Annotated in this window: 15 protein-coding genes; 3 read left to right on the forward strand and 12 right to left on the reverse strand. The window is 41.2% G+C overall.

Translation table 11 applies throughout. The annotated features are described in order from the left end of the window. Positions 1-125: 125 nt before the first annotated feature. From EIZ39_RS15000 to EIZ39_RS15030, 7 genes are all read right to left on the reverse strand, one after another. On the reverse strand, positions 126-1022 hold the full coding sequence (locus tag EIZ39_RS15000; protein WP_129200797.1) for a manganese catalase family protein: 897 nt from the start codon (positions 1020-1022) through the stop codon (positions 126-128). A 78-nt stretch (positions 1023-1100) separates the two neighbouring features. After that, the gene (locus EIZ39_RS15005) at positions 1101-1355 is read right to left on the reverse strand and encodes a YuzF family protein (RefSeq protein ID WP_129200798.1); all 255 of its coding nucleotides are present in this window, start codon (positions 1353-1355) and stop codon (positions 1101-1103) included. A gap of 87 nt (positions 1356-1442) precedes the next feature. Further along, a complete protein-coding gene (locus tag EIZ39_RS15010; RefSeq protein WP_129200799.1) occupies positions 1443-1967 on the reverse strand; it encodes a GNAT family N-acetyltransferase in 525 nt (174 codons plus the stop codon). A gap of 11 nt (positions 1968-1978) precedes the next feature. Beyond that, positions 1979-3130, reverse strand: a complete 1152-nt coding sequence (locus tag EIZ39_RS15015; protein WP_129200800.1) for a GNAT family N-acetyltransferase — start codon at positions 3128-3130, stop codon at positions 1979-1981. 124 nt (positions 3131-3254) lie between these two features. Further along, the gene (locus EIZ39_RS15020; protein WP_164985113.1) at positions 3255-3590 is read right to left on the reverse strand and encodes a hypothetical protein; all 336 of its coding nucleotides are present in this window, start codon (positions 3588-3590) and stop codon (positions 3255-3257) included. A 125-nt stretch (positions 3591-3715) separates the two neighbouring features. After that, positions 3716-4105 carry a hypothetical protein gene (locus EIZ39_RS15025; RefSeq protein ID WP_129200801.1) on the reverse strand — a complete coding sequence of 130 codons (390 nt, stop codon included), beginning with the start codon at positions 4103-4105 and terminating at the stop codon, positions 3716-3718. Between the two features lie 174 nt (positions 4106-4279). After that, a complete protein-coding gene (locus tag EIZ39_RS15030; RefSeq protein ID WP_483296043.1) occupies positions 4280-4831 on the reverse strand; it encodes a cysteine hydrolase family protein in 552 nt (183 codons plus the stop codon). Positions 4832-5005: 174 nt separating this feature from the next. On the opposite strand from EIZ39_RS15030, the gene EIZ39_RS15035 reads away from it, so the two are divergent. Beyond that, positions 5006-5275 carry a hypothetical protein gene (locus EIZ39_RS15035; RefSeq protein WP_129200803.1) on the forward strand — a complete coding sequence of 90 codons (270 nt, stop codon included), beginning with the start codon at positions 5006-5008 and terminating at the stop codon, positions 5273-5275. 22 nt (positions 5276-5297) lie between these two features. Continuing rightward, a complete protein-coding gene (gene recQ / locus EIZ39_RS15040; protein WP_129201027.1) occupies positions 5298-7436 on the forward strand; it encodes a DNA helicase RecQ in 2139 nt (712 codons plus the stop codon). A gap of 275 nt (positions 7437-7711) precedes the next feature. Here recQ and EIZ39_RS15045 read toward each other — a convergent pair whose 3' ends face one another. From EIZ39_RS15045 to EIZ39_RS15060, 5 genes are all read right to left on the reverse strand, one after another. After that, the gene (locus EIZ39_RS15045) at positions 7712-8350 is read right to left on the reverse strand and encodes a YpjP family protein (RefSeq protein WP_129200804.1); all 639 of its coding nucleotides are present in this window, start codon (positions 8348-8350) and stop codon (positions 7712-7714) included. Between the two features lie 126 nt (positions 8351-8476). Beyond that, entirely contained in the window at positions 8477-8731 is a 255-nt protein-coding gene (locus EIZ39_RS27750) for a HEAT repeat domain-containing protein (protein WP_368666322.1), read from the reverse strand. Then, on the reverse strand, positions 8700-9611 hold the full coding sequence (locus tag EIZ39_RS15050; protein ID WP_368666323.1) for a virulence factor: 912 nt from the start codon (positions 9609-9611) through the stop codon (positions 8700-8702). Before EIZ39_RS15050 ends, EIZ39_RS27750 begins: the two co-directional genes overlap by 32 nt. Positions 9612-9652: 41 nt before the next feature. Next, positions 9653-10117, reverse strand: a complete 465-nt coding sequence (locus EIZ39_RS15055) for a hypothetical protein (RefSeq protein ID WP_129200805.1) — start codon at positions 10115-10117, stop codon at positions 9653-9655. 10 nt (positions 10118-10127) lie between these two features. Then, entirely contained in the window at positions 10128-11102 is a 975-nt protein-coding gene (locus tag EIZ39_RS15060; RefSeq protein ID WP_129200806.1) for a YbgA family protein, read from the reverse strand. A gap of 181 nt (positions 11103-11283) precedes the next feature. Here EIZ39_RS15060 and EIZ39_RS15065 point away from each other — a divergent pair, with 181 nt between their 5' ends. After that, on the forward strand, positions 11284-12624 hold the full coding sequence (locus tag EIZ39_RS15065) for a sodium-dependent transporter (protein ID WP_129200807.1): 1341 nt from the start codon (positions 11284-11286) through the stop codon (positions 12622-12624). Positions 12625-12652 lie beyond the last annotated feature (28 nt).

A 12652-nucleotide genomic window follows, 5' to 3' on the forward strand; every position in this document is an offset into this window, starting at 1 on the left:
TGAAAATGAAAAAAGGAGTACAATTTTCCTATCTAATTTAAAAACAAAAGAGGATGCTGTAAGCATCCTAAATGCCCATCTATTAATCAGTATGCTAGAATTAGCTTGTTTAGAAAAGCAGATCGTTAGAGTCCAGCAGATTTTTGCAATCTTTTAGCAAGCTCGATAAATGCTTCGGGACTAAAGCCAGGAGCAAATGATTCGGGTATTTCTTCTAGCTCTGGTATAGGGCCTCCTTCAGGTGTTCCTATGATGACTTCTAGCTTTCCTCCATCCTGAGGATGGACACCTTTCCATATATTTGCGATCTGCCGATAGTCTTTGTCACTCCAAGTATAAAGCTTGCGGTGTATCCCTTGAGCCTCATATTTGCGAGCTGTCTCGAATTTACTATTATCTAGATTGGGGATAGGAAGCATCTTGGTAAGGTCTACACCCGTTGCAATTTCGAGTGCTTTCGCATAGGCGAGGACATGCACCCCTCCCCGGACAAGAAGATAGCCTATCATCTCTCTTGCTACCGGATGATCCGTCATCTCATATACTCTCATTTTGTGGGTGCGAGCCCCACATTCCAGAAAGAAATTATGAAGGAGATCTAGGATAAGGTTCCCGCTATTAAATACATAATCCCCATTCCAAGGTCTTCCCATGGAGTCAGCGGGTATGGAAGCTTGTGCGGTTACAATGAAATGTTGTGAATTTCTCTTATGTAATGCATCTCGCATGGGGGCGATATCGGGATCACCGGGGTAGGTGGTTCCTGTAAGGCAAAGATTAATGGTATTGGATACAAGTTCGACGTGACCAAATTCCTCTGCTGTTATGCTTGCTACAAGTTCATAGAACGGTCTCAATTTCCGTTTGCCGCGGAAGTTAAAAGATTGAAACATATAATTATTCAACGTCGACATCTCACCAAAACGACCACCAAGCAGTTCTTGCACGGCGGCCGCTGCGTTTGCATCAGGTTGTTTAGGCATTGGTAATTCAATTTGCAGCTTGTCGATACGCTTAAACATAGTTGCCCCTCCTCTAGTTGTCAGATCCATTTATACCTGACAACAATGTATGAGAGGATCGGGTTGTTTCATTCCTTATTAATCGGGCATTACCCAAATAATTTGCTGAATGCGTACGAAAAAAGTAGAGTCTCCCGCTTGAAGGACAATATGATCTGGAACCACTTTCTGGAGAGTCCCTCGAATACTTCCTCGTACCGTCTCTACGATAACCATTTTTCCAACAACCGTTTTTAGAGTCTGGTAAACATAAGGGTCCACAAGCGTGTAAGTGGTGATGGGGGTGGCTGATGGAGTCGAAGCGCTATGCTGAACTGGATAATATCCCTGCATATTTCTATTCCCTCCTGCAACAAGATCCATATAGTGTATGAATTCGCCTAACTAGTGGTGAGGAGGTTGAAAAATATTTGTTGAGGGCTACCGATTGGGGTTTAGCAGACTGAAGTGAATGCTGTCCTTCCATTCAGAATTTACTCGAATATATTGTGGCGTGCGTCCGACAAATTGAAACTTATTTTTTATTAAAACAATTTGTGAACCAATATTATCAGGATCTGTGGCAGCCTCAAGTCTCCGTAACCCGTTCCTTGAGAATGCTTCATGAATAACTAAGTTTACGGCTTTAGTAGCATAGCCTCTACCATTGCAGCGTTTACCAATTCTATAACCTAGTTCAGCCTTTTGCAGATCATCTCTCACGACGGAAAACAAGTTAATTCTTCCCACTAACTTTTGTTCTTCATTGCGAATTAAGTACATAAAGCATTTGCCATTGTGTTGATCAGAAACAATCTCTTTCAAAAGACGATTTAAGTAGTGAAGTGAAAAGTACTCGTCCCCGCGGTCAGGGATTATAGAAGAGAAAAAACTTCTATTTTCCAGTTCAAATTCTAGAATCTCTTCGGCATCCTCTTCTCGAATCAAATTTAAGTTTATACTCATGTTCTACTCCTTTAAAAGAAATCAAATAAAGCGCTTGGTTTTGAATGAATCACTTCTGCTAATCTGTTTACAGAAGTAATGTCCCCTGTTAATTTTCCGCTGGCATAGAGAAAATCTGCGGTCTGTGTTCCAAGTAATAATACGGTTAAAGTTTGAATATCGCAGCAAAATCCCTCCGACTGTGTCTCCTGTTTTAGAACGATTCCGTCCTCTAGCCTGTAAGTTGCATTATTCCATTCTGCGACGGGATCTGTCACGGTCAATGTTATGGATGCAGGGGTCTTGGTAAAAGGATACAGCTTTAAAAATGCTTCTACATCAACGATTCTAGCCATGAAATAAGGGATGATATCTTGGCTGATTCTCGGGTTGGATAGTAAAAATGGAAGTTTATCATCTTCGGTTGCCTTCATTTTAACCTGGTCAATCATAGAATCATGCTGACAAATAAAATTCCACAAACCTCTTCGTGTTACCTCGTCAAGATAAATAAACTCCTTTACTTCAAAGATACGGTCTTTTACCTGATAGAGGATGTAACCCCTTGGTAGCCTTTGCTCATCTTCACACACCGCAATTTGGTAATTTGAGGGTTTAATGTAATAATCCCACCACATTTTTGAACGCAGCAGCATTCCATTGTAGTTTTTGGCAAACGCTTCGTAGAGTTCCATAATGGTTTCTAACTGTTGATTATTTTGCAGTCGAATGACTTGTCCTGGTACCTCCGACATAAAGTTTAAATCCCTCTTCTCTATTGTGTATCGCTTATGGGACACAGACCATTCCCATCCGTATTTGCGGTAAAAGGCAAAATCAAAAGGATGGAGTAGGCTGACAGTTTGTTGATTGGATCTCATTGATAAAAGCGCTTGCTTTATGAGCCTGCTTACACTTCCTTTCCGACGGTGCTGAGGCCACGTCGCTACCCCTGCCACTCCCCCCATCTCTATTGCCTTTCCCCCGATATAAACGCATAAGGGTAGCAAATGAAGCTTAGAGAGTAACTGATCTCCTTCAAACTCCCCCCAGATTTCTTGTAAACTTGCCATTCGTTTTCGATCTTCTATTTGTTCTTTAGGAATGACATATTGGAAGGCATATTGGGATAGCTCTAGACTTTGGTCAAGATCATCCTGGCTCAATTTCCGAAGTTGTGCCATACTTTTTCATCCTTTCTCAGTTGATTGCTTACTCTTATCGAAATGTATCATTTTTTGGTAAATATGGCTACCAAAACAAAAAAATAAAGCTGGCTTCTAAATGGAAGTCAGCTTTTGATGAAAATTATTGGCGGTAGGGAATAGAAGAAACTGGGTTCATCATTTGTGTTTGCATCGTTTGGTTTGCCATAGCTCGGATATCTTGCTCTAGATGGTTACAAAGATTCATCATGTGTTGAAATTGTTGCAGTGCTGTTTGATGCCCTTGAAGGGCCATCTGGATTGTTTGAACAGCTTGATGTTCTCTTTGTGCTAATTGCTCACACATGATGGCATTTTGTTGTTCTTGATGGAGCATTTGCTGGTACATGGCATTAGATTGCTGGGTTTGACGAATGATAGCTTGCAGACCTTGTCTTACCTCGTTAATTTCTTGTAAGGCATGTTGATTCATGAACATAAATAAAACCTCCTTTATTTTTTTAGCAATTTTATCGCCTCCACTATTTTCTTCCCAGAGCCAGTAGGTTATGTATTCACCTATCCGATCGCAAAAAAAACCGCCATGCGCTGGCGGTTTTTTTCTTATCCTACTTTCTTACCCTGCAGAACTTTTCCGATATAGTTTCCGGATAGCTCCACTTTATATTTGCGGTTTGGCTGGATCTTTTCAAATTCTTTCTTATCGATCATAAATGTTACGTTTTGTGTGGCAGTAAAGCTTGCGCCTTTTGACTTCTGGGCAAAGGTTACTCTTGCTGTTACTTGGTAAGTCTTCACCTTAGGGAACTTTAAGTTAGGTCGAATTGGTTGCTTAACGATTTTCTTATGTAATACGAAGATTTCTCGAACCTCCTTATGTGCCCGATACATGGCGTCAAACTCATTCTGACGTTTTTTCATTGATCGGTAAAGAAAATAATAAATAATTCCTGTTACCACAATAATAATTATGGTGTACATCCACCACGGCATAGAAATAAATCCCCCTTAATCTTAAATAACTCTCGCCCTAGCGAAGTTCAAACCCTATTATACATGAAGCATACTTAAAGCAACAAGTCATTATCGACTCTGTTCCATATTCTTCCCTCTTCAGCAATACTTCATGCAGGGCTAAGATTAAACGAAAGACCTAGAAAAGTAGCTCTATAATCGCAACAAACTCTCTGTATCAATAATAGTGGCGAACTCTTCGTGAAGGTTTGCTAATGTCATTCTTTGGATATCTTCAGCTTTATATAGTTGGCCATCAGGTCCCAATCGGTCAAAGGTTGCCGTGGCATCAGACACCAAGTACGTATTAAAGCCTAAATTACCAGCCATCCTCGTTGTTGTTTCCACACAATGGTTCGTTGTTAGACCTACAATTACTACATCTGTTGTTCCTGTCTCGCGAAGGATATTCTCTAACATTGTTCCAATAAAAGCGCTATTTACATTTTTTTGTACGATAATTTCACCGTCAAGGGGTTGGACTTCTTCTTTGAAGTGACTACTTTCCTTTTCAAAGTAAAACAGAGAATCTCGATTTTGTTGTGAAATATGTTGAATATGTATGACTAACTGTTTACACTCACGCCAATGAGTTAACAATTTAGCTATGTTCTCCTCAGCGTTCAAATTGTTCCGGCGGCCCCAGGATTGGTCGTCAAATGCTTTCTGGACATCAATGATAATTAAAGCTCTATTCATGGTTATACCTCCGATAAAGGATTTCTATTCTCATCGTAGCAAATTAAATAAGATTATTGAAATAGATGAATTTGATAAATTTAATCAGTTTTTGTGATCATAGTAGGCTTACGGGTATCTTTTTTCTATTGGAAAAGCTATACTGATAGGCAATAAATAAGTTGAAGGGCTGGCTAGAAAATGATTCGTGCATTTCGTGTAGACGTCAATGAAGAGAAGATACAGATTTATGTAACTAAGATCGATTACGATGTTCACCGATCCATGCGTCATCAACGTGACCATGGTTGGTTGGTATCCATTCCTCAGTGGAACTGGTCAACGTTCGTCAAGGAAGGTACAAAATCAATGGATGATACGCGTTTCTGGATTAGTCAGTTATCGACAGCTTATACAGACGATGAAGATGGTATATTAGCTGTAGCTGAGGCTATTGCGAGAAAATGTTAAACTAACTGTAAGGATGATTGACATGCTTTCAAAAGCTCAAGAAATTCTGCAACGCTACTTTGGGTTCCCTACTTTTCGAATGGGACAGCAGACCATTATAGAACAGATCCTAAGCGGAAAGAACTCTCTTGCCATCATGCCAACAGGTGGCGGGAAGTCTCTGTGCTATCAAATTCCCGGTTTAGTATTGGACGGGACAGCCCTCATCATTTCCCCATTAATTTCTCTAATGCAGGATCAAGTTGATTCACTAGTTTCCCTTGGGATTCGAGCTACCTATATTAATAGTTCGCTTTCCACTATGGAACAACAGCAAAGACTAGAGTCCTTAAGATTCGGGGTTTATCAATTCGTCTATGTTGCTCCCGAACGTTTGGAGTCGCCCGAATTTATTCGAGCTTTGCAATCTGTGCCACTATCGCTCATTGCATTGGACGAAGCGCACTGTATCTCTCAATGGGGCCATGACTTTAGACCAAGTTACCGATCCATTATCCCTAACCTAGTCAAGCTTCAGCGTCTTCCGGTTATCGTTGCTTTAACCGCAACAGCTACCGACTATGTTATCCAGGATATTCAGGAACTCTTGAACATAGATGAGGAACATACGGTGAATACGGGCTTTGCACGAGAAAACCTGAGTTTTCATCTACTCAAAGGTGTAGATAAGTATGATTTCATCATGGATTATGTACGATCTCATCTAAAAGAATCTGGCATCATCTATACTCCCACAAGAAAATGGACCGATCAGGTCTATGACTGGCTTCGAGAACATCATATACCTGTTGTTCGTTACCACGCGGGATTAACAGAGCAAGAACGAAAGCAAGCACAAGAGCAGTTTATCCAGGATAAAGCGACAGTCATGGTAGCCACGAATGCTTTTGGGATGGGAATAGATAAGTCGAATGTACGGTATGTCATACACTATGGTCTGCCAATGAATATCGAGTCTTATTATCAAGAAGCAGGTCGAGCCGGCCGTGATGGCGAACCAAGTGATTGCTATTTACTCTTCTCTGGCCAAGACATCGAACTACAGAAGTTTCTGATTGAGCAGTCTTCTATTTCGGATGAGAAAAAGCACGCAGAATATAAAAAGCTCCAAGAGATGGTGAGTTACGGTCATACTCATCGTTGTCTTCAACGTTATATCCTCGATTATTTTGGTGATTTGGCTGGTGAAATGGAATGTGGCCGCTGCAGCAACTGTCGTCAAGACGGAAACCAAGTGGAAATGACCAAGGAAGCCCAGATGGTTCTTTCCTGTGTAAAGCGAATGGGTGAGCGGTTTGGAGCCACGCTCACGGCTAAGGTGTTAAAAGGGTCGAAGAGCCAAAAGGTGCTTGAGATGGGTTTTCATAAGTTAAGTACTTACGGACTGCTCCATCGATATACAGAGAAAGATATTATGAATTTTATCTATTATCTTGCGGCAGACGGCTACTTAACCATGGGCGATATGAAATTCCCCACATTAAGGCTAACACCGTTAGCCTTAAAAGTCTTAACAGGAGAACAGCAAATCTGGATTAAAACAAATAAACCAGAGGCCAAAGATTCTACGGACTACGATGAGACTTTGTTCGATGATTTGCGAAGGATCCGTAAGGTAATTGCTGAGGAATCCCATCTCCCCCCTTATCTTATCTTTTCAGACGCTAGTCTTAAAGAAATGGCACGTCTCCTTCCGGATAGCGAGCAGGATATGCTCCAGATCAAGGGAGTTGGCGAACGGAAATTTGAACAGTATGGGGAGAGATTTCTCCGGCCTATCCTCGAATATATCCAGACGAATGGACCTGTAGAAAAGAAACCCTCAGTAAAGACATCGATAGTTATGGAGAAAAAAGCGGATGAAAATCCGAGTTATTTCATTACTTACCAAGAATTTCAGCTAGGACGCACGATCACAGAGATTGCACATGAACGCGAGCGCTCGCCAACGACGATAGCGGAACATCTCTTCCAAGCTTATAAGGAGGGCCATGAATTAAACTGGGACTATTTTTTTTCTGGGGAAATAGAACAATTAGTGTTGCAAAAGCATAGCGAGTTAGAAGAAAAAAAATTAAAGCCTCTGAAGGAAAGTCTTCCAGAGGAGATAGATTATACGATAATCAAAGCGGTACTCGTAAAGAACAATCTATTAGCATAGGTCTCCTACGCGCACGAAAAAGGGTGTCCCTCAAAATTTGGGGGCACCCTTTTTACCTTTTATAATTGGCCTTAATGGGACAGGACATACGATCCGTTATTCCCCCTAAAAACCCTCAAAAGTAGCTTTTATCGGACACTCGATCCGCTATTTTGTACCAAACAGGCTACAAGAGAGGAATTATTAACAAATAGAGTACCGCATGTCCGCTCAAGGGCCAATCTTAGCAAAATTCCACAATGTAAAGGATCAAATGTCCGATAGTTTTCCGTGTGTTAAGATACCCAGCGAGGAGGGGTATTCTTGTCCCAATAAATTTTTCCGAGCTCGTAATGCTGTTGAAACTGATCTTCTCTTAAATGATAGTGAAAGCTAAACCAATATCCATCCTGTGGTGGTTTTTCTCTTCGAACATGATAACGAACGACGTCTTCCCCCGTCCTGGAATCATATAGATGAAAAATCCTCTCCCCTTGTCCTGAGGCAGGCCTCTGGGTGATCGCCACATGACGTAATAGTGGCTCATCTGCATCGTGACTAAACTGTTCGACTACTTTAAGAAATTCAGGTAAAATGGCTTGGCGATAATCTTCCCCTACTCGAGTACTGATCGTTGGGCCGAACTTCCTTTGCACTTGTGCATCAGCATGGTAAGCCATGAAGGCTGTAAATTGTTTAGAGAGTTGTTGTCTGTCGGTAATTTCTTGAGATAGTTCCTCCCAAGATAGCTCGTCCCAAGAACTTGATTGTGAAGCAGAGGATTCTTCCCTGGCTTCTTCAAGAATGGATTGCTTTACCTCTATGACCGGCTCACTTCGTTGAGGTACGTTATGTATAGGATATGGAGGTGTTACTAATCCAAGCGTAAGGACTGTTACTAATATACTTGTTGCTTTCCTAAGCCACAATGACATAGTTTATCCCCCCTACTATTCTTTGAAAATATCAATATTTCCTCTATTATACGTGCGCAAGGCCATATTGGTTTCATAAATTCAAAGAAAAAGAGGGAGTTAGATCGAGCATATTCCCCCAGTGTATTACTCGTTCTTATTCTTTACGTTTTTTAATTGAGTCATCTGTTGCCATACCGTTCCGCTTGCTTCCTCGCCTCTTTCTATTCTTTCCACAGCCATTCTGGCTTGTAAGCTAACTTCAAATTCCGAATCGTGAACAGCCTCTTTCAGGGCAACAAGTGCGGAAGCATCGCCTACCTCATAGAGAAAACGAGCTGCCCGCCAACGAACCAACTTATTAGAATCGTTAAGCATGGCTGACATGGGACCTATTGCCAATGGGTCTCCTATATCTGATAGTGCATCTCCAGCTCCGCCTGACAGCGGGTGATTGATCTTTTAAAGCCATAAATAAATAGGGTAAGCATTCCGGTTTTCCTATCATTCCTAAATATACAGTAGCCAGTCTACGAATGGACATTTTAGGATCTTTTATCGCTTGAGCGAGAATCGGAATATCGTCGATTGTCGGATTTATTCTTTCGAGAGCAGAAAATCTTACCTCCCAATCTGGGTGATGATGATCTAACTTAGAAGGTGATTCTTTTTCCTCCTGGTTCAGGTTAATCGGGGTTTGACTTATGGCTTGCGCGACAAGCTCTTGCAGACGCTGTTCCCCGTGAGTTGCGGACAGCTCATTTACTATGTCTTCTCCGACTTCCTTAAATGTACCGTAACGGAAACCGTAATTCTGCCATTCTCGTTCTTTAAGTAGATTCTCTGAAGCCATTTGTACAGCCATCACGGCTCTCCCGAATCTTTCTGGCAAGGAGAACCGCATTTCTTCGCCTTGGTTCATGATTTTCACTTGCATGGGTATACCCTTGAATGTTTGTACAAGAACCTCTACTTCACCAAAGGTGGTAGATGGAGATGTATCAGTCCTCTGATCGAGGGATAAAGCCTCGCCAAATACCACGCCTACTAGGGAAAGGATCTGTTTCCAATCTGCTTTGGGATGCCTTTCAAGGGCTATAAAATCGTGAACATGAAATACCCCCTCAACGCCTTCAATTTCTAAAAGCTTAGTGATATATTCAGGCGAATGATCTTGTTTCTTTGAAGTGAAATTCAAAGAGACACCAGTCGGTAGTGTTTTATCCATATTTAATTTCATTACATTAGGACTTGGGGTAGGTTCAATTGATAAGATTCTCAACTTGTCTCTCCTTCTTAGTCATTATTGTTATTCATTTACTTTCATTGTAACTCAATATCCCTTTCTAAATCATCTTTGAATCGGTTGCATAGGTAGAACCCAAGTACAATGCCATAGATACCGTGGCCCACTATCCAAAACGCTATGGCGCTTAGATCAAACAGACCGGGTGTTCGCTCGGACAAGACTGTAGTAGGGTATAGAAGAATACCTATAAAAATAGAGATAGTAACGATTAGGTTAAAGGTTTTCTGCTTTGACCATGATCGCAGTCGAATGATAAACATGAGTATAATACTTAAGATAACGGATACGATCATATGGAATAAAAACTCTATAATTTCCGGTAAGTTCAACTGATTAAGAAACGGAATATAATCGAGATTTAAGAGTAAAGTATAGACTTTAGTCTGTGTCAGAACTTCCATTCCTTTTAAAAAAAGTCCTAAGACTAAGCCAGCTACAATACCAGCCCGTGAGGCAACTCTCAGCGCTTGTTTTTCCATCACGGCCTCCTCATGACAGATCTCTGCCTTTTCCTGAGTCTAATAATTCGATAAGGGAATGCGGATAAGGTTCAAAGTACGTTTGTTTCATTAGATATTCATTTTCAAAACGAACAGCCCAAGCTTTTAGTACACCGAGAGGACTGCTGAGGGGTACCTTTTGCTCACGATATCGATCCAGGAGAGTAAGAAAGAAGGACTTCTCTTTGGCACTCAACTCTTTTTTGAAGTACCCCATGATATGCTGCAACACATTGATATTAGAACCACTCGAGGTGGGCCTACTCAATACCTCGTAGAGGGCTTTTTCATAGTCCACATATACCTCTGTTATAGGCTTTCGTTTAGGATTAGCAATAATGCTTCCTAATCTCTTCTGTCCTGACGGGTGATACGCCATAAATAGGTACTTATTTTTACTTTGAAATTCTATAAGTAAGGGTAAAGATAGGGTCTTCTTGAAGGATCGAAACTTGGATAATGTAAATAACTTTATGAAAAAATGTTCTCGAATGTTATAATTTTTTAGCCTACCATCCTCTTCAATTGCCAAGTGGGAGAGGTTTTCCATCATGAAGCGACCGAACAAGCCTCCGCTTTTTCCAATAACAGGTGCCTTTTCTAACCCCGAATATATTTTTGCATCTCTAATCGCACAACTAGGAGACCGGCTTTTGAGTATAAAACCGTCTACTTCTTCAAGGGAATTGAAGAAGTCTTTGGAAAAGCGATTCATCTCTTCTGTATAATCCTTACCTGTCGCAGGCTGGACTAATCGCACGCCTCCCCCACTTAGATCAACGATTCTAATCGGGTCACGGGGGATACCTAAGCCTATTTCAACTTCAGGACAGACCGTAACCACCTTGATAAAAGGTGCCAATTTCTCCAGTATGGGATCCTCGAGCATCTCGCCATTATACCGACATGCATCGTATCCTAAGCACTTGCTAACTACAACAATGGGCTTCTCAAACAACTCCATCTTATCCCACCTAACCTCCAATATTCTTTACTACTTCATTAGTAGCAAAAGTGGTTTGTGATGTCAATGTTTTGTATAAATATCGTATAACTATTATCTAATATCTTGACGAGTATAGGGTTGATTTTTCACTTGTAGTATATTAAATTAGGTTAATTAGCGCAAAAAGGAGTGCAGTCACTTGAATACTACTGAACAATGGAGCTCCAAGTTAGGCTTTATTCTTGCCGCTGCGGGATCTGCAATAGGTCTAGGGGCCATTTGGAAGTTTCCTTATGTAGCCGGTACGAGCGGTGGGGGGGCTTTCTTTCTATTATTCTTGCTCTTTACTATTTTTCTTGGTCTTCCTCTGTTATTAGGTGAATTTATTATTGGAAGGAGTACGCAAAGGGAGGCCATTAGTGCTTATCAAACCTTGGCGCCTGGCTCTGCTTGGCATCTTGTAGGTCGAATGGGAGTCGTAACCAACTTTATCTTGTTATCGTTTTATAGTGTTGTAGGTGGTTGGGTTATTTCTTACTTTTATCGTTCTATAACAGGTCAACTGTTAGGCACTGAAGGCGGGTATGAACAGCTATTTGGACGAGTCATCTCTAGTCCGGTCGAAGCTCTCGGAGCGCAATTCGTATTTATCTTCATTACTTGTATTGTCGTAGCACGTGGAGTTCAGCAAGGCATAGAAAAAACAAGCAAATATATGATGCCTGCTCTCTTTATCTTGTTTATCATTCTTATTTTTCGCTCATTAACCCTAGAAGGTGCATGGAAAGGAATTACTTTCTTTCTATATCCTGATTTCTCAAAAATAACAGCTGAAGCTATTCTTTATGCCTTGGGACAATCCTTCTTCTCTTTAAGCATCGGGGCTTCTGTTATGGTGACTTACAGCTCCTATCTGTCTAAAAAAGAGAGTCTTACACGTTCAGCTACTTCTATAGTCGGGTTGAACTTATTTATTTCATTACTCGCAGGTCTAGCAATCTTTCCCGCGGTTTTCTCCCTAAATTTAGAGCCGGCTGGCGGTCCGGGACTCTTATTTAATGTGCTGCCTTCCGTATTTGAAAAGATTCCTTTCGGGGCATGGTTCATCATGGCTTTTCTTGCGTTGTTTCTATTTGCTACTCTAACTTCTGCCTTTTCGATGTTGGAGATTATTGTTGCGTCGATTACAAAAGGTAACGAGAAGTTGCGGAAAAAGTGGTCGTGGATCATTGGGATAGCTATATATATGCTAGGTATTCCTTCCGCTTTGTCATTTGGGCCTTTAGGTGAGTTCACCGTCGCTGGAAAAAGTATTTTTGACACAGCAGATTACCTTGTGAGTAATATCTTGTTGCCTCTCGGTGCCCTCTTTATCTCGATATTTGTTTCGTTCAAAATCAAGCCTGAAATCTTAAGAACGGAGTTAGATGCAGGGAGGTCGGTTTCTCTAACCTTTTACAAGGTATGGCTTACGCTGCTTCGTTATCTAGTTCCGCTAGCGATTATTGTTGTGTTCCTGCATGCACTGGAAATATTGTAATTACCCAAGGCTACCATGTGGTAGCCTT

This window comes from Ammoniphilus sp. CFH 90114, assembly GCF_004123195.1.
Classification (GTDB): domain Bacteria; phylum Bacillota; class Bacilli; order Aneurinibacillales; family RAOX-1; genus YIM-78166.

Excerpts from the sequence above, each read along its gene's own strand:
- EIZ39_RS15015 (WP_129200800.1), bottom strand. The coding sequence starts at position 3,130 with ATGGCACAACTTCGGAAATTGAGCCAGGATGATCTTGACCAAAGTCTA.
- EIZ39_RS15010 (WP_129200799.1), bottom strand. The coding sequence starts at position 1,967 with ATGAGTATAAACTTAAATTTGATTCGAGAAGAGGATGCCGAAGAGATT.
- EIZ39_RS15020 (WP_164985113.1), bottom strand. The coding sequence starts at position 3,590 with ATGTTCATGAATCAACATGCCTTACAAGAAATTAACGAGGTAAGACAA.
- EIZ39_RS15060 (WP_129200806.1), bottom strand. The coding sequence starts at position 11,102 with ATGGAGTTGTTTGAGAAGCCCATTGTTGTAGTTAGCAAGTGCTTAGGA.
- EIZ39_RS15035 (WP_129200803.1), top strand. The coding sequence starts at position 5,006 with ATGATTCGTGCATTTCGTGTAGACGTCAATGAAGAGAAGATACAGATT.
- recQ (WP_129201027.1), top strand. The coding sequence starts at position 5,298 with ATGCTTTCAAAAGCTCAAGAAATTCTGCAACGCTACTTTGGGTTCCCT.
- EIZ39_RS15045 (WP_129200804.1), bottom strand. The coding sequence starts at position 8,350 with ATGTCATTGTGGCTTAGGAAAGCAACAAGTATATTAGTAACAGTCCTT.
- EIZ39_RS15025 (WP_129200801.1), bottom strand. The coding sequence starts at position 4,105 with ATGCCGTGGTGGATGTACACCATAATTATTATTGTGGTAACAGGAATT.
- EIZ39_RS15005 (WP_129200798.1), bottom strand. The coding sequence starts at position 1,355 with ATGCAGGGATATTATCCAGTTCAGCATAGCGCTTCGACTCCATCAGCC.
- EIZ39_RS15055 (WP_129200805.1), bottom strand. The coding sequence starts at position 10,117 with ATGGAAAAACAAGCGCTGAGAGTTGCCTCACGGGCTGGTATTGTAGCT.
- EIZ39_RS15000 (WP_129200797.1), bottom strand. The coding sequence starts at position 1,022 with ATGTTTAAGCGTATCGACAAGCTGCAAATTGAATTACCAATGCCTAAA.